Origin of the sequence: Kineosporia sp. R_H_3 (assembly GCF_002198675.1) — a bacterium.
Lineage (GTDB): Bacteria > Actinomycetota > Actinomycetes > Actinomycetales > Kineosporiaceae > R-H-3.
Genome location: NZ_MWLL01000082.1, coordinates 1 through 21,279 on the forward strand (window position 1 = coordinate 1; position 21,279 = coordinate 21,279).

At 75.3% G+C, this 21,279-nt stretch carries 18 protein-coding genes; 11 read left to right on the forward strand and 7 right to left on the reverse strand.

Going from position 1 to position 21,279, the window contains the following annotated elements; genetic code table 11:
- The 3 genes from ECOMGDLI_RS05425 to ECOMGDLI_RS05435 form a co-directional block, all read right to left on the reverse strand.
- A partial coding sequence (locus tag ECOMGDLI_RS05425) for an adenosylcobinamide-GDP ribazoletransferase (protein ID WP_143447533.1) occupies positions 1–552 on the reverse strand: 552 nt, incomplete at its 3' end.
- Positions 553–586: 34 nt separating this feature from the next.
- Positions 587–1,462 (reverse strand): nicotinate-nucleotide--dimethylbenzimidazole phosphoribosyltransferase, encoded by an 876-nt coding sequence (locus tag ECOMGDLI_RS05430; RefSeq protein WP_088314820.1) that lies wholly within the window; start codon positions 1,460–1,462, stop codon positions 587–589.
- Positions 1,459–2,757 carry a bifunctional adenosylcobinamide kinase/adenosylcobinamide-phosphate guanylyltransferase gene (locus ECOMGDLI_RS05435; protein ID WP_088314823.1) on the reverse strand — a complete coding sequence of 433 codons (1,299 nt, stop codon included), beginning with the start codon at positions 2,755–2,757 and terminating at the stop codon, positions 1,459–1,461. Before ECOMGDLI_RS05435 ends, ECOMGDLI_RS05430 begins: the two co-directional genes overlap by 4 nt.
- Positions 2,758–2,840: 83 nt before the next feature.
- Between ECOMGDLI_RS05435 and ECOMGDLI_RS05440 the strand changes: the two genes are divergently transcribed.
- Positions 2,841–3,053: a hypothetical protein gene (locus ECOMGDLI_RS05440; protein ID WP_088314827.1), complete on the forward strand. Its 213-nt coding sequence runs from the start codon at positions 2,841–2,843 to the stop codon at positions 3,051–3,053.
- Positions 3,054–3,057: 4 nt separating this feature from the next.
- Here the strand turns inward: ECOMGDLI_RS05440 and ECOMGDLI_RS05445 are convergent, their stop codons facing one another.
- The 3 genes from ECOMGDLI_RS05445 to ECOMGDLI_RS05455 form a co-directional block, all read right to left on the reverse strand.
- Entirely contained in the window at positions 3,058–6,489 is a 3,432-nt protein-coding gene (locus ECOMGDLI_RS05445; RefSeq protein WP_088314832.1) for a S41 family peptidase, read from the reverse strand.
- 70 nt (positions 6,490–6,559) lie between these two features.
- On the reverse strand, positions 6,560–7,570 hold the full coding sequence (locus tag ECOMGDLI_RS05450; protein WP_088314834.1) for an aldo/keto reductase family protein: 1,011 nt from the start codon (positions 7,568–7,570) through the stop codon (positions 6,560–6,562).
- 81 nt (positions 7,571–7,651) lie between these two features.
- A complete protein-coding gene (locus ECOMGDLI_RS05455) occupies positions 7,652–8,275 on the reverse strand; it encodes a DUF3043 domain-containing protein (protein ID WP_088314981.1) in 624 nt (207 codons plus the stop codon).
- Positions 8,276–8,318: 43 nt separating this feature from the next.
- Here ECOMGDLI_RS05455 and ECOMGDLI_RS05460 point away from each other — a divergent pair, with 43 nt between their 5' ends.
- Entirely contained in the window at positions 8,319–9,734 is a 1,416-nt protein-coding gene (locus ECOMGDLI_RS05460; protein ID WP_088314984.1) for a dipeptidase, read from the forward strand.
- A 36-nt stretch (positions 9,735–9,770) separates the two neighbouring features.
- On the opposite strand, the gene ECOMGDLI_RS05465 is transcribed toward ECOMGDLI_RS05460, so the two are convergent.
- Positions 9,771–12,293, reverse strand: a complete 2,523-nt coding sequence (locus ECOMGDLI_RS05465; RefSeq protein WP_088314838.1) for a bifunctional diguanylate cyclase/phosphodiesterase — start codon at positions 12,291–12,293, stop codon at positions 9,771–9,773.
- A 217-nt stretch (positions 12,294–12,510) separates the two neighbouring features.
- Between ECOMGDLI_RS05465 and ECOMGDLI_RS05470 the strand changes: the two genes are divergently transcribed.
- The 9 genes from ECOMGDLI_RS05470 to ECOMGDLI_RS05510 all read left to right on the forward strand — a co-directional run bounded on the left by ECOMGDLI_RS05470 (position 12,511) and on the right by ECOMGDLI_RS05510 (position 21,274).
- A complete protein-coding gene (locus tag ECOMGDLI_RS05470; RefSeq protein ID WP_088314841.1) occupies positions 12,511–13,680 on the forward strand; it encodes a glycerate kinase in 1,170 nt (389 codons plus the stop codon).
- 45 nt (positions 13,681–13,725) lie between these two features.
- Positions 13,726–14,274, forward strand: a complete 549-nt coding sequence (locus tag ECOMGDLI_RS05475) for a SigE family RNA polymerase sigma factor (RefSeq protein ID WP_088314986.1) — start codon at positions 13,726–13,728, stop codon at positions 14,272–14,274.
- Complete coding sequence (locus tag ECOMGDLI_RS05480) at positions 14,271–15,677, forward strand: hypothetical protein (protein WP_088314845.1); 1,407 nt, start codon at positions 14,271–14,273, stop codon at positions 15,675–15,677. Before ECOMGDLI_RS05475 ends, ECOMGDLI_RS05480 begins: the two co-directional genes overlap by 4 nt.
- Before the next feature lie 147 nt (positions 15,678–15,824).
- Complete coding sequence (locus tag ECOMGDLI_RS05485) at positions 15,825–16,199, forward strand: iron-sulfur cluster assembly accessory protein (protein ID WP_088287320.1); 375 nt, start codon at positions 15,825–15,827, stop codon at positions 16,197–16,199.
- Between the two features lie 130 nt (positions 16,200–16,329).
- Complete coding sequence (locus ECOMGDLI_RS05490) at positions 16,330–17,316, forward strand: carbohydrate kinase family protein (RefSeq protein ID WP_088314848.1); 987 nt, start codon at positions 16,330–16,332, stop codon at positions 17,314–17,316.
- 3 nt (positions 17,317–17,319) lie between these two features.
- The gene (aat, locus tag ECOMGDLI_RS05495; RefSeq protein ID WP_088314852.1) at positions 17,320–18,042 is read left to right on the forward strand and encodes a leucyl/phenylalanyl-tRNA--protein transferase; all 723 of its coding nucleotides are present in this window, start codon (positions 17,320–17,322) and stop codon (positions 18,040–18,042) included.
- Positions 18,043–18,319: 277 nt separating this feature from the next.
- The gene (coxB, locus tag ECOMGDLI_RS05500; protein WP_233153324.1) at positions 18,320–19,138 is read left to right on the forward strand and encodes a cytochrome c oxidase subunit II; all 819 of its coding nucleotides are present in this window, start codon (positions 18,320–18,322) and stop codon (positions 19,136–19,138) included.
- Entirely contained in the window at positions 19,135–20,859 is a 1,725-nt protein-coding gene (gene ctaD, locus ECOMGDLI_RS05505; protein WP_088314858.1) for a cytochrome c oxidase subunit I, read from the forward strand. Before coxB ends, ctaD begins: the two co-directional genes overlap by 4 nt.
- Positions 20,860–20,872: 13 nt before the next feature.
- A complete protein-coding gene (locus ECOMGDLI_RS05510) occupies positions 20,873–21,274 on the forward strand; it encodes a cytochrome c oxidase subunit 4 (protein WP_088287331.1) in 402 nt (133 codons plus the stop codon).
- Positions 21,275–21,279: the final 5 nt, after the last annotated feature.

Below are 21,279 nucleotides of genomic sequence, written 5' to 3' on the forward strand. Positions count from 1 at the left end.
GCCCGGCCGCGCCGCCGGGACGCCCCGGCTGCAGGCGAGCGGCAGCGCGACCCGGCCGGCACCGAGCCCGACGAGGACGACGGCCCCGACCGCGACGGCGGCCCCGACCGTGCCCGGCCCGCCCGCGTGCGCGACGACCTGGGCGGCGGCCTGGGCCAGCGCCGCGACCTGGACGCCGACGACGAGGACGAGCGTCACCGCGCCGGCCGGGCCGACGTCCCCGCGGCGCATGACGTCGAGCGCCTTCGCCCGGTCGTAAGCGGCGGCCAGGCCGTCGGCGGTGTCGGCCAGACCGTCGAGGTGCAGGCCGCGGGTGAGCAGGGCGGCCGCGCCGAGGCCGAGCAGGGCGGCGACGAGCAGGGAGAGCCCGGCGGCCTGCACACCCACGACGACGGCCGCTGCGCCGGCGGCGGGGAGCAGTCCGGCGAGCGGCGCGAGCAGCATCGCGGTCCGCGCCGAGCGGGCGTCGACGACACCGGGCGCCGGGACCCGGAGCACCGTGAGCGTGCCGACCGCGAGCCGGGCGCCGTCGAACCGGCCGCGCCGCGGCACGGGCCGTGCCGGCGGCGGGGGCGCTCCGGCCGGGTCAGTCACGGGCCAGCAGCGTCGCCGCGATCCCGAGCAGGCCCAGGGCCCCGGCGGACGCCGTCCCGTCCTCGACGCGCAGCCCGAGCCGGGTCACGGCGGTGAGGTTGAGCGAGCCGAGGCTGCGCTCGTGCAGGGGCGCGTCACCGACCTCGGCGGGCAGCCACCAGCGCGACGCGAGCCGGGAGCAGCGGGCGGCGAGCAGCCCCGTCGTCACCGCGCCCGGGCCGTCGAGCACGACCGGGGTACGCCGGACGGCGCTGCGCAGCAGGAACGCGGTCGCGGCGGCGAGCCGGGGGTCCGCGAGCACCCGGACCATGGCGATCGGCCGGCCGCGCAGCCCGCGCAGCGACCACTGGACGTCGCGGACGAGCGTCACCTCGTCCATCCAGCGCTCGTCGTCGAGGTCCGTCGTCTGCCACCCGTTCGTCTCGACCGGGTCCAGCCCCATGAGGTAGCCGGTGAGCGCCCGCCCCGGGATGCCGAGCTCGAGCGGCAGCAGCACGAGGTCCGTGCCCGCGTCGGCGAGCTCGTCGGCGAGGGCGACACCCCGGGCGACCGCCGCGTCGACGGCGGTCGGGACGCCTTCCGGTGCGGGGTCGAGCGCCCGGCGGGTGACGGTCGGGGGCAGCGGCGCGTCGTCGGCGGCCCCGAGCGCGACGACCCGGGCGGGTGCGCCGGCGCGGGCGTCGCCGCGGACCTCCGCCCACCACACCGCGAGCGCGGCGAGCCGGCCGAGCGCCTCGTCGGCCCCGGATGCGGCGAACCGCTCGCGGACCTCGTCGCCGGCCTCGACCGGCGGCTGGACGACCTCGGTGCCGATCGCCTCGAGCGGGTCGTCGTCGGCGTCGTCGAAGTCGAGCGGTACGGCGCTCATCGGGGGCCTCCTGCAGCGGGGTCCGGGGACCCGGCGGGTCCGGCGGGGGAGTCGAGGTCGACGACGCGGCCGGCGACGACGAGGAGCGTGCGCTCGGTCTGGGCCGCGAGGCGCCGGGACAGGTCGCCGAGGGTCTCGGCGAAGAGCCGGCCCGCCCGTGTCGCCGGGACGACGCCCCAGCCGACCTCCTCGCCGACGGCGACGACGACGCGGCGGGTGCCGCGCCACGCGTCGACGAGGTCGGCGACCTCGGCGTCGGCGGCGGCGCGCCACGCGTGCGGGTCGCTGACCGTCGGGTCGTCCGTCGGGTCGTCCGTCGGGTCGTTCCAGGCACCGGCGCGGTCGAGCACGGCCACGACCCAGGTGCCGAGGCTGTCGAGGAGCACGGGCGGTCCGGGGGAGCGCAGCAGCGCCGCGAGCGCGCCGGGTGCCGAGGTCTCGACGGTCGTCCAGCCGCGCGGCCGCCGGGCGCGGTGCGCGGCGACCTTCGCGGTCCAGTCGGCGTCGGTGGCGTCCGGCTCCGGGCCGGTCGCCGCGTAGTCGACGGCGGGCTCGGCGGCGAGCAGGTCCTCGGCGGCGGCCGACTTGCCGGACGACGCGGGCCCGAGGACGAGCGTGCGGCGCGGCGGCGGGACGGCGTCGGGCACCGGCAGCGCCGCGGGCCGGTCGCCCGCCACGGCGAGCGTCAAGCCGTGCCGGGCCAGGTCGGCGCGGAGCCGGTGCGCCGCGGGGCCGGTGTGGTCGAGCCCGACCGCGACGAGCCGGGCCTGCGGCCCGAGCGCGCCGCTGCGGCGCAGGTCCGCAACCCGGTGCGCCGCGGACGTCGCCGACGCGGCCCCGGTCGCGTCGCGGACGTCGACGACGGCGACCGCGAGCCCGGCGTCGCCGAGGACGTCGAGGGTCTCGTCGGGCAGCGGCCCGCGCCCGGGCGACCACAGCAGCGTCGACGTCCCGTCGGAGACGACGACGGCGACGGCGCCGGGCGAGCCGGCCGGGCCGGGCAGCGCGACGGCCCGCACCGGGCCGGCGACGACCTGGTCACCGACCTCGAGGGTGCGGGCACCCGCCGCGACGGCGTCGACGGAGCCGCTCGCGAGGTGCGCCGCGCCGTCCGGGGCCCGCCGGCCGCCGTCCAGCACGAGGGACCTGCCGAGCGCCAGGCCGAGCAGGTCACCGCAGCCCGCCGGGCCGGCCGTGCACGTGACGCAGCCGCAGCCGTCGACGGGCCAGGCCCCGGCCGCACCGCCGAGCAGCGCGGCACCGGCGAGGAGCGGGCCGGGCGTCGCGGGGGTCACCGGGCGAGGGTATCGGCGCGTCCCGTCGGCGGCGTGAGGGCTCGGCGGCGGGCTTCGTCCGGGGGCGTGTGTACGGTGACGCCATGAGCGGGTGGACCTGGCGGTACGAGGCGGTCGACGGCAGCGTCATGCAGGGCGAGGGGCTGGCCGAGACGGCGTTCCCGAGCCAGGCGGACGCCGAGACCTGGGTCGGCGAGGCGTGGCGCGACCTGCTCGCCGCCGGGGTGGAGAGCGTCTCCCTCCTCGAGGACGGCACGCCGGTCTACGAGCACATGAGCCTGCGCCCGGTCGAGTAGCCCGTCAGCCCGCGGGCCGCGGCGGCAGGGCGGGTGCCGAGCGGTCCGGCCGGGTCGCCGGGTCCGGCTCCGGCACCCGGGCGGCGGCCGCGAGCGCCTCGAGGGCGAGGCGGACGCCGGTGTCGAGCTGCGGGTCCTCGCCGCGGCCCCACGCGTCCGGCGGGATCGCCACCTCGACGTCCGGGTCGACGCCCTGGTTCTCGATGCCCCAGCCCTCCTCGAGCATCCAGAACGCGTACCGCGGCTGGGTGACGCCGGTCCCGTCGACGAGCGAGTAGCGGCCGTCGATGCCGATGACGCCGCCCCAGGTCCGGGTCCCGACGACGGGGCCGAGCCCCAGGGCGCGGAACATCGACGTGCCGATGTCGCCGTCCGAGCCGGCCCACTGGTTCGTCAGCGCGACGAGCGGCCCGCGCGGCGCCGCGTTCGGCCACGTCTCCGTCGGTGCGTGCCGGTTCACCGAGGTGGCCCGGATCCGCCGCGCGAGCTTCTCCAGGACGAGCTCGGACAGGTGCCCGCCGCCGTTCTGCCGCAGGTCGACGACGAGCGCGTCCCGGGCGAGCTCGGCGTGCAGGTCGCGGTGCAGCTGGGCCCAGCCGCTCGCCATCATGTCCGGCACGTGGAGGTAGCCGACCCGGCCGCCGGACGCGGCGTGGGTCGCGGCCCGCCGCCCGGCGACCCAGTCGTGGTAGCGCAGCGCGCGCTCGTCGCGCAGCGGGACGACGGTGACGCGGCGCGGCGGGGCGTCCGCGGCGGCTCCCGCGGGGCGCACGGTGAGCTCGACCGGCCGGCCCGCGGTCCCGACGAGCAGCGGCCACGGCCCGGCCACCGGGTCGACGGGGCGGCCGTCGACGGCGAGGAGGGCGTCCCCGGCACCGATCCCGACCCCGGGTGCGAGCAGCGGCGACCGGGCCGCGAGCACGCTCGGCTCGCCCGGCACGACCCGGGCGACGACCCAGGAGCCGTCCTCGGCGCGGTCGAGGTCGGCGCCGAGGTGCCCGACGCGCAACGCCGGGTCGACCGGGCGCCGCGGCGGCACCTCGTAGGCGTGCGAGCTGCCGAGCTCGCCGACGACCTCCCAGATCACCTCGGAGAGGTCGTCCCGGGAGCCGACGCGGTCGACGAGCGGCGCGTACTTCGCGAGCGCGGCGTCCCAGTCGACGCCGCCCATGTCCTCGATCCAGAAGTGGTCGCGCATGAGGCGGCCCTGCTCGGCGTACATCTGCCGCCACATCGCGCCCGGGTCGACGACGACCCGGACCCGGCCGAGGTCGACGTGCACCGCGTCACCGGCGTCGTCGTCCTCGTCGACCTTGCGGTCGGCGGGGACGACGCGCAGCCCGTCGTCGTCGCGCAGCACGAGCCGCCTGGCGTCGCCGCTCGGCCACACGTCCTGGACGCCGGTGGCGAGCGTCGTCGCCCGGCGGCGGCGCAGGTCGAAGCGGCGCAGCGTCGCGGAGGGCTCGTCGTCCCCGGCGCGCGCGTCGCCGAGCTCACCGGTCAGCGGGACGTCGAGCCACAGCAGCGCGCCCTTCGCGGCGAGCAGGCTGCGGAACCGCCCGGCCGGCACCGGGACGGCGACCGCGCGGGCGTCGAGGCCCTCGGCGTCGACGACGACCGCGGGCGGGTGGTCCTTGTCCTTGGTGTCCTTGCCGTCCCCGTCGGGGCCGCCGTCCGCGTCGTCGGAGGCGGCTGCGGGCACGTCGTGCTCGTGCGGGTCGTCGTCCTTGTCGTCGTCGGTGTCGACCGGACGGCCGTCGTTCTCGGGCGCGAACGGCGACGGCGTCGCCGCGGCCAGCGGCAGCAGGTACGGCCGCTGCGCCGCGAGGAACGACATGTCGAAGACCTGGGCGTCGTAGACCGGGTCGAAGGTGCGCACCGAGAGGAAGGCGAGGTACTTCCCGTCCGGGGTGAAGACGGGGTCGCTGTCCTGGAAGCGCAGCGGGGTCGCGTCGAGGACGACCGGGCCGGCCGTCGCCGCGGTGCCGTCGGGCCGCAGGTCGGCGAGCCGGATGTTCCGCAGCGGCGGCAGCCCCGGGTGCGACCACGCGAGCCAGCGCGAGTCGGGGGAGAAGGCCAGCCCGCTGACGTCGCCGGGGGCGTCGTCGACGACGGTCGTCACGGGGTCGGCGGCGCCGTCCTCGGCACCGTCGGCCGCGGCGAGGTCGACGACGAGGAGCCGGCCGTCATGCGTCGCGACCGCGGCGAGCCGCCCGTCCGGGGAGCCGACGAGCTCGAGCATCCGCCCGAGCCGGCCGCCCGCGAGCCTCCGGGGCGGCGTCGCACCGTCGGCGGGCCCGACCTCGAGCGCGTCGTCGCCGTCGGCGTCGGTGACCCGCAGCACCACCGGGTGCGCGGGGTCGCCGGCGCTGCCGGGGGCACCCGCCGCCGGGACGACCCGCGGCAGCCGAGCCCGCACCCCGGGGGTCTCGGCGAGCGCCCGCGCGGGGCCGTCGGCGTGGGTGAGCCAGTGCACGGTGCCCCGGACCTCGACGGCGCTGGCCCGCCCGGTCCGGTCCGGAGCGAGGTCGGCCAGCGCGTCCTCGGCGTCGACCGGGGCCGGCCGGCGGGCCGAGCGCGGGCCGCCGAGGGTGACCTCGAGCCGCCGCGGCGCGCTGCCGGCGCTGACGTCGTCGAGCAGGTACAGGTCGCCGAGGCACTGGTAGACGAGGCGCTCGCCGTCCCCGGACAGCGCCCGGGCGTAGGCGTCGCCGTGGTCGGTGTGCCGGCGCAGGTCGACGGGGGAGGCGAGCGCGGCCGGGTCGGCGTCGCGCGGCAGCAGCACCGAGTAGACGTTGCCCCAGCCCTCGTGGTCGGACAGGAGCACGAGCCGGTCGCCGACCCACGTCGGGTCCTCGAGCTGGCCGCCGAGCGCCGTGAGCAGCGGGGCGAACGTGCCGGTGCCGGCCGGGTCGGCCCACAGCTTGCCGCCGTCGCCGCCCCGGTACCGCTTCCAGGAGGCGGCCGAGCGGCGGCTCTGGTCGGCGCCCAGGACGAGCGCGCCGTCCGGGCCCGGCGCGAAGCCGGTGACCGGGCCGTAGGGCAGCCGCTCGGGGACGCCGCCGTCGACGGGCACGACCCACGCCCACGTCATCGCCCGGTCGGCGGCGCGGACCGCGGAGACGGCGACGACGCGGGAGTCGTCGAGCCAGCCGAGGACCCGGGTCGTGTCGTCGCCCCAGAAGGTGAGGCGGCGGGCACCGCCGCCGTCGAGGTCGGCGACGCAGACCTCGGGCGGCCCGTCGCGGCGGCTCGTGAACGCGACCCGGCCGCCGTCGGGCGACAGCCGCACGTACGCGACGGGGGCGTCGTCCGCGGTGATCCGCCAGGCCCGGCCGCCGTCGGCCGGGGCGAGCCAGACGTCGTCCTCGGCGGCGAAGGCGACCTGCGTGCCGCGGATCGACGGGAACCTCAGGTACGCGCTCGATGCACTCATCGCCCGCGACTCTAGGACGCCGTCACGCGGCGGGCGAGACGTTTCGCCCGCCGCGTGACGTGCCTGGTCGTCAGGCGACGCGACCCGCGGGGGCGGACCGTGCCGTCATCCCCGGGTCGGTGACCGGGACGTCGCCGAGGATCTCGTCGATCCGCTTCATGAGCTCGGCCGGGATCTTCACGCCGGCGGCCTTGACGTTCTCCGTGACCTGCTCGGGTCGGGACGCGCCGACGAGCGCGGCCGCCACGTTGTCGTTCTGGAGCACCCACGCCACGGCGAGCTGGGCGAGGGTGAGCCCGAGCTCGTCGGCGACGGGCCGCAGGTTCTGGACCCGCTCGAGGATCTCGTCGGTCATGAGCCGCTTGATGAAGGTCGCGCCGCCCTTCTCGTCGGTCGCGCGCGAGCCCGCGGGCGGTGCCTGACCGGGCAGGTACTTGCCGGTGAGCACGCCCTGGGCGATCGGCGACCAGACGATCTGGCTGATCCCGAGCTCCTGGCAGGTCGGGACGACCTCGCCCTCGATGACCCGCCACAGCATCGAGTACTGCGGCTGGCTCGAGACGAACGGGATCCGCAGCTCCTTGGCGAGCGCGTGGCCCGCGCGGATCTGGTCGGCCGTCCACTCGCTGACGCCGATGTAGAGCGCCTTGCCCTGCCGGACGATGTCGGCGAAGGCGACCATCGTCTCCTCGAGCGGCGTCTCGGTGTCGTACCGGTGCGCCTGGTAGAGGTCGACGTAGTCCGTCTTGAGCCGCTTCAGCGAGCCGTTGATCGACTCCATGACGTGCTTGCGGGACAGGCCCGTGTCGTTGGGGCCGCCGGGGCCGGTCGGCCAGTAGACCTTCGTGAAGATCTCGACGCTCTCGCGCCGCTCACCGGCGAGCGCGTCGCCGAGGACGGTCTCGGCGGCGGTGTTCGCGTAGACGTCGGCCGTGTCGAAGCTCGTGATCCCCGCGTCGAGCGCCGCCCGCACGCACTGCGTCGCGACGTCGTTCTCGACCTGGGAGCCGTGGGTGAGCCAGTTGCCGTAGGTGATCTCCGAGATCTTGAGCCCGGAGTTGCCGAGGTAGCGGAAGTCCATGGGGCCGACCCTACGTGCGCCGGCCCCGCCGCTCAGATGCAGACGTCGGGTGAGACCACGGGTGAGGCGTCAGGTGCGACGTCAGACCGGGAACTCGCCGCGCTTCACCTGCGGCTTGGGCAGCCGGGTCCGGCGGATCTGGAGCGCCCGCATCATGCCGTAGGTCGCGCAGCCGGTCGCCTTGTCGCCGAACTTGTCGACGGTGATCCGGTTGAGCCTGCGGCGCAGCAGGAAGCTGTCGACGATGACCCACAGCACGAGCGCGTAGAGCGCCACGAGCGAGGCCTGGACGACGACCGCGACGGGGATGAGGCTCGACAGCAGGATGACCATGGCGACCGGGATGAACAGCTCGCCGGCGTTGCGGCGGGCGTCGACGTAGTCGCGGGTGAACCGCTTGGCGACGCCCTTGTCCCGGACGGGCAGGTAGCGCTCGTCGCCGGTCACGAGGGCCTGCCGCTGGAGGGCGCGCTCCTCGGCGAAGACCTTGCGCTCGGCCTCGCGGGCGGCCTTCTTCTCCTCCTTCGTGGCGCCCGGGCGGACGGCGGCGGCGCGCGCGGGGGAGCCGAGCGGGCGCCGGTTGCGCTGCTCGGCCTCCCGGCGCTTGGGCGTGGGCCGGCCCTTGGCGCCCTCGCGGACCTCGTGGTCCGTCGTGGCGGCAGCAGTGGCCGAGGTCTTGCCTGAGGTCTTCGTCCGTCCGAACACGGCACCAGGGTACGCAGCCGCGGCCCCGGATACGGTGTCGGCCATGACCGCACCGTCCTTCCGTGCCCCCGTCGTCGACGTCGAGGGGCTCCGGGCCCGGGTGGAGGCCGCCCTGCCGGCCCTGCGGACCGACCTCGAGGACCTCGTCCGCATCCCGAGCGTCTCGGCGGCGGCGTTCGACCGGGCGCACCTGGACGCGAGCGCGGCCCGGGTCGCCGACCTGCTGCGCGGTGCCGGGTTCGACGACGTCGAGGTGCTCTCCGTCGACGTGCCGGCCGGTCCCGGCTCCGAGGGGGCCGTCGACGGTGTCGTCCGCGGGGCGCCCGCGGTCGTCGCCCGCCGCCCGGCCCCGGACGGCGCCCCGACGGTCCTGCTCTACGCCCACCACGACGTCCAGCCGCCCGGCGACCCGGCGCTGTGGGACAGCCCGGCCTTCGAGCCGGTCGAGCGGGCCGGGCGGCTCTACGGCCGGGGCGCCGCCGACGACAAGGCCGGCATCGCCGTCCACCTCGCGGCGCTGCGGGCGCTCGGCGACGACCTGCCCGTCGGGGTCACCGTCTTCGTCGAGGGCGAGGAGGAGATCGGCTCGCCGACCTTCGAGGCGTTCCTCGCCGCGCACCGGGACCGGCTCGCCGCCGACGTCATCGTCGTCGCGGACTCCACCAACTGGCGGGTCGGCGAGCCGGCCCTCACCTCGAGCCTGCGCGGGCTCGTCGACGGCGTCGTCGAGGTCCGCACGCTCGACCACGCGATCCACTCCGGGATGTACGGCGGGGCCGTCGTCGACGCGATGACCGCGACGCTCCGGCTCCTCGCGGGGCTGTGGGACGAGAACGGCGACGTCGCCGTCCCCGGCCTCGTGAGCGGCGGGGCCGACGACCTCGGGTACTCGGACGACGCCCTGCGCGCCGACGCGGGCGTCCTCGACGGGGTCGCCCTCGTCGGCACGGGCAGCCTGGAGACCCGGCTGTGGACCCGCCCCGCGATCACCGTCACCGGGATCGACGCGCCGTCGGTCGCGACGGCGTCCAACACCCTGCTCCCGGCGGTCCGGGCCAAGTTCACGATGCGGATCGCCCCCGGGCAGGACCCGGCGCAGGCGTTCGCCGCGCTCGAGAAGCACCTGCTGGCGGCGGCGCCGTGGGGCGCGCACGTCACGGTGACGCTCGGGGAGGCGGGCCACCCGTGGGCCGGTGACCTCGGGAACGACGTCTACGACACCGCCCGCTGGGCGCTCGAGCAGGCCTGGGGCCGGGCACCCGTGCACATGGGCGTCGGCGGGTCGATCCCGTTCATCGCCGCGCTCGGCGAGGTCTACCCGGACGCGACCGTCCTCGTCACCGGCGTCGAGGACCCGGACACCCGGGCGCACGGCACGAACGAGTCGCTGCACCTCGCCGAGTTCGCCCGGGCCTGCGTCGCCGAGACGCTGCTGCTCGCCGCGCTCGGCGCCCGCTGACCGTCGTCGGGGCGGGCGTCGTCCGGCCGACCGGGGTCAGGGCGTCTCGCGGTCCTCGGCCCGCGACCGCTGGGCGGGCAGCGCGGCGGCGGACGACGGGAGGTCCTTCGCGTCGGCCGGCCGGTCGGCAGGGCCCAGGACGCCCCAGCGGAGCATCTCGCTGATCGCCGGCGCGGTCTGCGGCGTCGCCCAGAGGAAGCCCTGGCCCATCCGGCACCCGGCCGAGGCGATCCGGCGGCGCTGCTCGACGGTCTCGACGCCCTCGCAGATGAGCTCGATGCCCAGCCCGGCGCCGAGCTCGACGATGCCCTTCATCATGGCCGCGCCCGGGCCGTCGTCCTCGAGGTCGACGACGAACGAGCGGTCGATCTTGAGGATGTCCACGGGCAGCGTCTTGAGGTAGCTCAGCGACGAGTACCCGGTGCCGAAGTCGTCGAGCGCGAGCCGCACGCCCATCGCCTTGATCTGGCGCAGCCGGCGCAGCGCGGCGTCGAGGTCCTGGACGAGCGCCGACTCGGTGATCTCCAGCACGAGGCGGCCGGGGTCGATGCCCGTCTCGTCGATGAGGGAGAGCACCTCGCCGACGAGGGCCGGGTCCTCGAGCTGCTCGGCGGAGATGTTCACGTCGAGGGTCAGCGGGTAGCCGTCGGGGAACTCGGTGCGCCACGCGGCGAGCTGGCGGACCGCCTCGCCGAGGATCCAGCGGCCCAGCGGCACGATGAGCCCGGTCGCCTCCGCGAGGGGGATGAAGACGACCGGTGAGATCGGCCCGCGGGTCGGGTGCTGCCAGCGGACGAGGGCCTCGACGCCGAGGATGCGGCCCGAGGCGATGTCGACGATCGGCTGGTAGGCCAGGGACATCTGGTCCCCGGCGCTGAGCGCCGTGACGAGGTCCCCGGAGAGCTCGGTGCGCTCCTGGGTCGCCTCGCGCATCGCCGGCTCGAACGCCGTCACGGCCCCCTTGCCCGCGGCCTTCGCCGCGTTGAGGGCGACGTCGACGTCCCGCATGAGCTCGACGACGGTCGCCGTCCCCGGCGCGGCGAGCGCGAAGCCGGCGCTCGCGGCGACGTGCAGGTTGCGGCCCCGGATGTCGACGTTGCGGGCCACGTTCGTCATGAGCGCGTCGATCCGCTGCCGGGCCTCGGCCTGGGTGCCGACGTCCTGGAGCAGGACGGCGAACTCGTCGCCGGCGAGCCGGCAGACGACGTCCCCGCGGCCGGCCGCACGGTGCAGCCGGGCGCCGACCGTACGGAGCAGCCGGTCGCCGATCTCGTGGCCGAAGCTGTCGTTGACGTCCTTGAAGCCGTCGAGGTCGACGAGCACCACGGCGAGCGGCGGCTCGCCCTCGGCGAGGGCCTCGGTGAGCTTCTCGATGAACTGCGCCCGGTTGCCCAGCGCGGTCAGCTCGTCGTGGGTCGCCTGGTAGCGCAGCTCCCCGAGCAGGGCGGTGAGCCGGTCCCGGGCGTAGACCATCGCGCTGCTCATCTGGGCGAACTCGTCCGACCCGGTGAGGGGCACCGTCTGGTTGAGGGCGCCGGTCGTCACCGTCGAGATGTCCTCGAGGACGGTCCGGACGTCCTGGGACGTCGCCCGCCACAGTGCGCCGAGCAGGTAGACGGTGATCGCGAGGATCCCCAGGGTGAGGAGCACGGGCCGGTTCCGCTCGCCCGCGAGGCGGTCCTGGCGCTGGGCCAGGAGGGTGTCCATCGTCCCGATGAGGGCGCTCGACAGGGCGGTCGACGACGCGGTCACCGAGCCGAGGTCAGCCCGGGTGCCACCGGAGGCCGCCGCCTGGTCGCCGACCGCGAGGTACTGCCGGACGGCGATGAAGAGGGCGTTGACCTGCGGCGAGACGTTGTCCGAGAAGCCGGTCCACGACGTCGCGGCCTGCGCCGTCCGGACGTCCTCGACGAGCCGGTCGAGCGTCGTCCGCAGGTCCGCGACGGCGAGCTGCCAGCGGATGTCCTCGCGGATGTCGGGCGTGGCGTCGGCCGTGTAGCGCTCCTGCGCCGTGCCGGCCGCGATGAGCAGGCGTGGCAGCCGGTCCGCGAGGGCGATGAGCACGTGGTACGTGTCGAGCTCGGGGTCGAGGATGAGCTTGCTCGCGTCGGTGACCGAGTCGATGAGGTCGAGCGCGGTCTCCTGCGCCGTCGCGGCGGCGACCGCCTGCTGGGCCGGGGTCAGGCTGCCGTCGGTGATCCGGGTGAGCTGGTCGCGCAGCCGCAGCCACTGCGGGTGGACGTTGAAGACGTCCCCGAGCCGGGCGTCGACCTCCTCGACGTCGCGGCGGGCGGGCAGGTCCGCCGCCGTCGTCGGCTGCCCGGCCGCGGCGTGCTGGCGCACCTCGGACAGCTCGGCGACGATCCGGACGAGCGGCTCGACGTACGTCAGGCCGTCGCGCTCGAGCCCGGCGTCGGTGATCTGGCCCGTCGCCCGGGCACCGCTGAGCGCCAGGCTCACCGTGAGCGGGACGAGCAGCAGCAGGAGGACGGCCGCGAACTTCGTCGCGACCCGCAGCCGGCGGATGAGGAGCATGCCGGGCCACAGGAGGGTGTCCATGCCGCCTCCTTCCCGGTCGGGCGCGCGACGCCGCGCCGGGCGGGTGCCCGGCCTCCCCGGGTGCGTCGGCGCGAGGGCCCGGGACCTTGACCCCCGGCGCGGCGGCCGTGGGCCGACCCGGTGACGCGCTCACCCGGCGGGGTGCAGCCCGAGGGGGCCGGAGCGCCGCCGGCGGCCCGGCCCGGCCGCGACCCGACCCGCGTGCCAGGATCGGCGGGTGCGCGTCCTCCTCGCCCCCGACTGCTTCACCGGCACGCTGTCCGCGCCGCAGGCCGCCGCCGCGCTCGCCGAGGGCTGGCGCCGGCACGCCCCGCACGACGTCCTGGACGTCTGCCCGCTCTCGGACGGCGGTCCCGGCTTCCTCGAGGTGCTCGCCGCGGCGCTGCCCGCGGGCCGGCTCGAGGCGGTCACCGTCACCGGACCGCTGGGGGAGCCGGTGCCCGCCGGGCTGCTCGTCGTCCCCGGCGCCGACGGCGGCGTCACCGCGTACGTCGAGTCCGCCCAGGCGTGCGGGCTGCACCTCGTGCCCGCCGACCGCCGCGACCCGGGCCGGACGACGACCCGGGGCGTCGGCGACCTGCTGCGGGCCGCCCTGGACGCCGGGGCCCGCCGCGTCGTCGTCGGCCTCGGCGGCTCGGGGACCAACGACGGCGGTGCCGGGGTGCTCGCGGCGCTCGCCCCGCCGCACGTCGTCGCCGACCCGGTGACCGGCGCCGTCGTCGAGCGGCTCGCCGCCGGTGGCGAGGCGCTGCGCGACCTCACGGCGGCGGACCTCGCCTGGCTCGCCGACGTCCGGTCGGACTGGTCGGGCGTCGACCTCGTCGTCGCGAGCGACGTCGACATCGGCCTGCTCGGGTTCCACGGCGCGAGCGCCGGCTTCGCCGCCCAGAAGGGGGCGGGCCCGGAGCAGGCACAGGCGCTGGAGCGCTGCCTGGGCGACCTCGCGGCCGCCGCGACGACGGCGCTCGGGCTCGACCCCAAGCTCACCGCGACGCCCGGCGCCGGCGCGGCCGGCGGCCTCGGCTTCGGCCTCATGCTCCTCGGCGCGACCCGGGTGCCCGGCTCGACCGCGGTCCTCGAGGCGGTCGGCCTGCCGGAGCGGCTGCGCGGCAGCGACCTCGTCGTCACCGGGGAGGGCTGCTTCGACTGGCAGTCGCTGCGCGGCAAGGTCGTCGCCGGCGTCGCCCGCGCGGCCATGGACGTCGGCACGCCCGTCGTCGTCGTCGCCGGCCAGGTGCTCGTCGGCCGGCGCGAGGCGCAGACGATCGGCGTCGACGCCGCCTACCCGGTCGCCGAGACGGCGTCGCAGGTGGAGGCGGCGCTCGCCGACCCGTTCCGGACCTTGGCCGACCGGGCCGAGCGGGTCGCCCGTACCTGGTCGCGCTGACGACCCGCTGACAACCTGCACCGGCCCCGCAGGCGTATGGCAGGCATGAGGGACGCAACCGACGACGGCTTCCGCGCGTTCGTCGACGCCAGGTGGCCGGCGCTCGTGCGCTTCGCCTGGTCGCTGACGGGCGACCGCGGCCACGCCGAGGACGTCGTCCAGGCCGTGCTCGTGCGCACCTGGCGCCGCTGGGGCCGGATCCGGCTCGACGGCGCCGAGGCGTACGTGCGGGCGGCGGTCGTCAACGAGACCGTGAGCCGGGCCCGCCGGCGGCGGGTGCGCGAGGTGGTCCTGCCGTGGACGGGGGAGCGCCCCGAACCGGTGCCGGCCGGGGACGCCGCCGAGGACCGGGCGGTCGCCGACTCGGTCGCCGCCGAGCTCGCCCTCCTGCCGCCGAGGATGCGCGCCGTCGTCGTCCTGCGGTTCCTCGAGGACCGTTCCGAGGCCGAGACGGCGGCCCTGCTCGGCTGCTCGCCGGGCACCGTCAAGAGCCAGACCAACCGGGCGATGGCCCGGCTGCGCGACCGGACGCCGCTGCGTGACCTCGTGGGCGTGCCCGCGGTCGACGCCGCCGCGGGGGAGGAGAACCGATGAGCACGACGTGGACGCCGGCCGAGGAGGAGGCCGTCCGCTCGGCGCTCGCCGTGGGCCAGGAGGCGATGGACGTCGGCGCCGTGCCGTGGTCCTCGCTCGAGCGTCGGCGCAGCGCGGCGACCCGCCGGCACCGGACGGCGGTGGGCCTCGGTGTCGCCGGAGCGATCGTCGCCGGACTCGTCGGTCAGGGGCTGCTCACCGGTTCGGTGAACGGTTTCGTGAGCCCGACGGCGGGCTCGCCCTTCGTGCCCGCGTACGACGGCCGCACGGTCGGTTCGCTCGCCGCCGACACGGCCTTCCTCGACGGACTGAGGCAGCGGATCGCGGACAACCGCGCCGTCCTGCCGGCCGGCACCGACCCGAGCGTCGTCGAGGTCGCGCTCGCGACCGACGTCGCCGGGGCACGTCTCGCCCTGGCCCGGATGCCGGGCCGGGACGGCTGGGTGTGGGTGACCGGCCCGCAGGGGGCGCCGGTGAGCGGGATGGACCTGGGGAACTGGTGCGTCGGCGACGACGTGTGCTGGCTGCGCTACGGCCTCGGCTGGACCTCGTACGTCGACACGAAGCCCGACGGGTCCTCGCAGCTCGTCGGCGCGCGCGGCGACGGCGCGGTCGTCGCCACCGAACCCGGGTCGCGGGTCGTCCTCCGCGGTGGCAACGACGTCACCGCGGACGGCGTGCTGCGGCCGCTCCAGGTCGCCGCCGAGGAACGCTGGCCGGGCGTCTTCGTCGGCCCGCTCACCGTCCCGCCGGTGCGTATCGACGTCGCGGTGACACCGCCGGGGGGGCGCACCGTCCGGACCTGGGACGCGAGCGGGTCGGGGCTCGCCCCGGACGAGTGGTGGGACGTCGCCTCGGCGTCCGCGTCCCGGGGGCGTGGGGTCAGGGGCTTCTCCGACCTCGGCGACGTGCGCGGCGACCTCGTCATGGCGGCCGCCCGGGCGGCGGGCGCCGCGACCGGGGACGGCACCCGCAGTCGCGTCGTGTGGGCGGACCAGAACGCCGACGGCACGGTCGCGCGGGCCGTCCTCGCCTTCGGGACGGTGTCGGGCGGCTGGCTCCGGGTCGCCGTCGAGCGTGTCGTCGAGGGCGGCGGCTTCCGGCTCGCGGCCTACGGACCGGCGCCGGTGGCACGGGACGGGCTCGACGGGACGGGCGCGGCGTGGCGCTCCGTCGTCGGCACGGCCGTCGTCGTCGGGCCCGCGCAGGCCCGTTCGTTCCGCTGGGTGGACCGGGACGACCGTCCGCTCGGGGGCCGCCGGGCCCTCGACGGTGACGCGGCGGCGGACGGTGAGCCCGTCCCGGAGGGGGCGGTGGCGGTCACGTTCGAGGGCGCGGACGGCGCCGCGCTCGGCCGCGCCGCGCTGGTGGGCGCCTGGCCCGACGACAAGGTGCTGTCGTGACGGCCGCCTCTCGGGGCGGGCCCCGCGCGGCGCCCCGTGGCGGGACGTACCCTGGTCGGGAATGCAGCGCGGAGAACCTGCGCTGAGTCCACCGACGGGCCCCGCGCCCGAGCCAGCGTGACCTCCCGAACCCATGGAGACGATCAGATGACCGTCCAGGACCCCACGACCCAGACGACCGAGCAGGCCACGAAGGAGCACGGCGTGCTCCTCACCGAGGTCGCGGCCACGAAGGTCAAGAGCCTGCTCGAGCAGGAGGGTCGCGACGACCTGCGCCTGCGGGTCGCCGTCCAGCCCGGTGGCTGCTCGGGGCTCATCTACCAGCTCTACTTCGACGAGCGTCAGCTCGACGGCGACGCCGTCCGTGACTTCGGCGGCGTCGAGGTCATCGTCGACCGGATGAGCACGCCGTACCTCGACGGCGCGACCATCGACTTCGCGGACACGATCGAGAAGCAGGGCTTCACGATCGACAACCCGAACGCCGGCGGGTCCTGCGCCTGCGGCGACAGCTTCCACTGACCGACCGCTCCGGTCCGCCGGAGCACACGGTCCGCGCGACGGCCGCGGTCACCCCGAGCGGGTGACCGCGGCCGTCGTCGTCCCGGCCTTCGGCGTGCCGGGGCTCGCCGTACCGGTAGCGTGACGCCCCGTGCGCATCGCTGTGACCGGGTCCATCGCGACGGACCACCTCATGTCGTTCAAGGGCCGGTTCTCCGACAGCCTCGTCGTCGAGCAGCTGCAGAAGATCAGCCTGTCGTTCCTCGTCGAGGACCTCCAGATCCGGCGCGGCGGCGTGGCGGCGAACATCGCCTTCGGCCTCGCCCGGCTGGGCACCTCGCCCCTGCTCGTCGGGGCGGTGGGGGAGGACTTCACCGACTACCGCTCCTGGCTGGAGCGGCACGGTGTGGACTGCTCCGGCGTCCACGTCTCCGACGTCCACCACACCGCGCGGTTCATCTGCACGACGGACGACGACCAGGCGCAGATCGCGTCGTTCTACGCCGGCGCGATGAGCGAGGCCCGGCAGATCGAGCTCGGGCCGCTCGCCCGCGCCGCCGCGTTCGACCTCGTCGTCGTGAGCCCGAACGACCCCGACGCGATGCTCCGGCACACCGACGAGTGCCGTACGCGCGGCTACCCGTTCGCCGCCGACCCCTCCCAGCAGCTCGCGTGGTCGGACGGCGCGATGATTCGCCGGCTCGTCGACGGCGCCGCGTACCTGTTCAGCAACGACTACGAGGCCGCCCTCATCCAGCAGAAGACCGGGTGGGACGACGCGGAGATCCTGCGCCGCGTCGGTGTCCGGGTGACCACCCACGGGGAGCACGGTGTCGTCATCGACAGCGTCGACGGCGAGACCCTCAAGGTCCCGGCCGTCCCGCCGCTGCGGATCGCCGACCCGACGGGCGTCGGCGACGCGTTCCGCGCGGGCTTCCTCGCCGGGCTGGTCTGGGGGCTCGGGCCCGAGCGCTGCGCGCAGGTCGGCGCCACCCTCGCGACGCTCGTCCTGGAGACCGTCGGGCCGCAGGAGTACGACCTCGCCTCGGCCGGCTTCCTCGCCCGCCTCGCCGCCGCCTACGGCGACGACGCCGCGGCCGAGGTCACCCCGCACCTGACGGCCGCCCTCGGCTCCTGACCCGTGCCGCAGCCCGTCGAGCCGGCCCCGAGCCGGTTCGTCTTCGACCTCGCCGGGGCCGAACCGGGCGAGGACCTCGTCGGGGCCGGCGCCGACCTCGAGCCGGGCACCCTCCTGCAGGCCTACAGGACGGGCCTGTTCCCGATGGGGCTCGGCCGGCACGGCAGCGGGACGCTCGGCTGGTGGTCCCCGGACCCGCGCGGCGTCCTGCTGCCCGGAGGCCTACGGGTGTCGCGCTCGCTGCGCAGGTCGCTGCAGCGGTTCGAGGTGCGCCTCGACACGGCGTTCGACGACGTCGTCGCCGCGTGCGGCGACCCGGCCCGACCGGGGGCATGGATCACCCCGGACGTCGCGCACGCCTACGGCCGGCTGCACCGGCTGGGATGGGCGCACTCCGTCGAGTGCTGGACCGCAGGGCGGCTCGTCGGCGGCCTCTACGGCGTCGCTGTCGGGGGCCTGTTCGCGGGGGAGTCGATGTTCCACACCGAGCGCGACGCCAGCAAGGCGGCGCTCGTCGCCCTCGCGCGGATGCTGTGGGCGGACGACGACCCGCGCCGCCTCCTCGACGTCCAGTGGCGCACCGAGCACCTCGCGACGCTCGGTGTCGTCGACGTGCCGCGCGAGGAGTACCTCGCACGGCTGCCCGCGGCGCTGGCGGCGCCGTTGCCGGCGGCGTTCGCCGACGCCCCGCCACCTCCGTTGCCGTCCAGGGGCTTTGGTCCCTGACCTGCACCGGAGCCGCTCCCGGCGGGTGTGCGGTGCGCCACGCCGAGCAAGGGCATCCCCGCACGGAACTGTCCGGTGGCAGGGAGTAGTGTGCTCACGTCGAGGACCGTCCCCCCGGTGAGGTCGCCGGGCGAGATCCGCTGGAAGGCCACTCTTGCGACTCCACGAGGAGGCCCGCGCCACGCGCGGGCGATCGCGCCGGGCTGGGCTGGCTCTGCTGGCTGTTCCCGGCGTCATGCTGCTCTCCGGCTGCTCCGAAGCAGCCCAGCGGGGCTGGATGCCGTCCACCAAGGACACGACGAACCAGACCGGCCGGATCATGGAGCTGTGGAACGGCTCCTGGATCGCCGCCCTGGCCGTCGGTGCCCTCGTCTGGGGCCTGCTGCTCTGGTGCATCGTCGCCTACCGGCGCCGGCGCGACGAGACGGGCTACCCGGCGCAGATCCGGTACAACATCCCGCTCGAGATCCTGTACACCGTCGTCCCGCTGATGATGGTGTCGGTCCTCTTCTACTTCACGGCGCGGGACCAGTCGGAGATCAACAGCATCACCGCGAAGCCCGACATCACGATCAACGTGGTCGGCAAGCAGTGGGCCTGGGACTTCAACTACCTCGGCCCCGACGCGAAGGACCCGGCGGACGACGTCTACGAGGTCGGCCTGCAGGGCCAGCTCGACGGCACGCCGGGCGCCGAGGCCGGCCTGCCGACGCTGTACCTGCCGGTCAACCAGCGGGTCGAGTTCGTCCTCACGGCGCGCGACGTCATCCACTCGTTCTGGGTGCCGGCGTTCCTCTACAAGATGGACGTCATCCCCGGCATCGAGAACCGCTTCCAGGTGGTGCCGCAGCGGGAGGGCCTGTACAAGGGGAAGTGCGCCGAGCTCTGCGGCGAGTACCACTCGGAGATGCTCTTCAACGTGCGCGTCGTCTCCGCCGAGGAGTACCAGCAGCACCTCGCTGACCTCAAGGCCAAGGGTCAGACGGGCACGCTCGACGCGAACCTCGGCCGGAGCGACACTCCGGAGGGTGGCCGCGGGGCGATCCCGGGCGGCGGCAGGAACGGCGGCGCGAACGACCTGGGGAGCAACTCATGACGACTCTCGACAGCGGCGGCCAGACGGCGACCTTCGGTGTCCCGGTCCGCCGCGCGACCAAGGGCCAGATCGTCGTCAAGTGGCTCACGACGACCGACCACAAGGTCATCGGCAACCTCTACCTGATCACCTCGATGGCGTTCTTCGCCATCGGCGGCCTCATGGCGCTGGCGATCCGTGCCGAGCTGTTCCAGCCCGGCATGCAGGTCTTCCAGACCAAGGAGCAGTACAACCAGTTCTTCACGATGCACGGCCTGATCATGCTGCTGCTCTTCGCGACGCCGGCCTTCGCGGGCTGGGCGAACGCGATCATGCCGCTGCAGATCGGCGCGCCGGACGTCGCCTTCCCGCGGCTCAACATGTTCGCGTACTGGCTGTACCTGTTCGGCGGCCTCATCGCCGCCTCGTCGTTCCTCACGCCGCAGGGCGCCCCCGGCTTCGGGTGGTTCCTCTACGCCCCGCTGTCGAACGCGACGTACACCCCGGGACTGGGCGCCGACCTCGGCATCTTCGGCCTCGCGCTCGGTGGTTTCGGCACGATCCTCGGTGCCGTCAACTTCATCACGACCATCGTGTGCATGCGTGCACCGGGCATGACGATGTTCCGGATGCCGATCTTCACCTGGAACATCCTCATCACGAGCGTGCTCGTGCTCATGGCCTTCCCGCCGCTCGCCGCCGCGCTGCTCGCGCTCGGCGCGGACCGCAAGCTGGGCGCCACGGTCTTCGAACCCGAGAACGGCGGGGCGATCCTGTGGCAGCACCTCTTCTGGTTCTTCGGGCACCCTGAGGTCTACATCCTCGCGCTGCCGTTCTTCGGCATCGTCTCCGAGATCCTGCCGGTGTTCAGCCGCAAGCCGATCTTCGGCTACAAGGGCCTCATCTTCGCGACGATCTCGATCGCGGGTCTGTCCGTCGCGGTGTGGGCGCACCACATGTACGTGACCGGCCAGGTGGCGCTGCCGTTCTTCGCCTTCATGACGATGCTCATCGCCGTCCCGACGGGCGTGAAGTTCTTCAACTGGATCGGCACGATGTGGCGGGGGTCGTTGACCTTCGAGACACCGATGCTGTGGTCGCTGGGCTTCCTCGCGACGTTCCTCTTCGGCGGTCTGACGGGCATCATCCTGTCGACGCCGGCGCTCGACTTCCACATGTCCGACAGCTACTTCGTGGTGGCCCACTTCCACTACGTCATCTTCGGCACCGTCGTGTTCGCGATGTACGCGGGCTTCTACTTCTGGTGGCCGAAGCTCACGGGGCAGATGCTCGACGAGCGGCTCGGCAAGATCCACTTCTGGCTGACGTTCATCGGCTTCCACACGACGTTCCTCATCCAGCACTGGCTGGGCGTCGAGGGCATGGCGCGCCGCTACGCGGACTACCTCCCCGAGGACGGCTTCACCCTCGAGAACCAGGTGTCCACGGTCGGCGCGGCGATCCTCGCGATCAGCTTCCTGCCGTTCCTCTGGAACATCTACACGACGACGAAGAACGCGCCGAAGGTGACCGTCGACGACCCCTGGGGCTACGGCGGATCGCTCGAGTGGGCGACGTCCTGCCCGCCGCCGCGGCACAACTTCTCGTCGCTGCCCCGGATCCGTTCGGAGCGGCCCGCGTTCGACCTGCACCACCCGGAGGTCGCTGCCGCTGCGGCGACCCCGCCGGACAACTCGCTGCTCGCCGGTGTGTACGGCGGCGCCGACGTGAAGAACGACTGAGAGGCCTGCTGCGGTGAAGGTCGAGACCCTGCTCTTCTCCTCGGGCGTGCTGTTCTTCACGCCGATCGCGATCGTCTACGGCATCGTGACCCAGTGGAACGAGCCGGTGGGTGCTGCTGCCCTCCTGCTCACCGCCGGCCTCGCGCTGCTCATCGGGCTGTACTTCTGGCTCACCGCACGGCGCATCGACGACCGTCCGGAGGACGACCCGGACGGCGAGATCCGTCAGGGCTTCGGCGAGCAGGGCGTCTTCGCGCCGTACTCGTGGTGGCCGTTCTGGCTCGCCCTCGGCTCGGCCGTCATCTTCGCGGGCATGGCCGTCGGCTGGTGGCTCTTCTACATCGGGCTGGGCCTGGGGGCCGTGGGCCTCGTGGGCTGGGTCTTCGAGTACTACCGCGGCGAGCACGCGCACTGACCGCA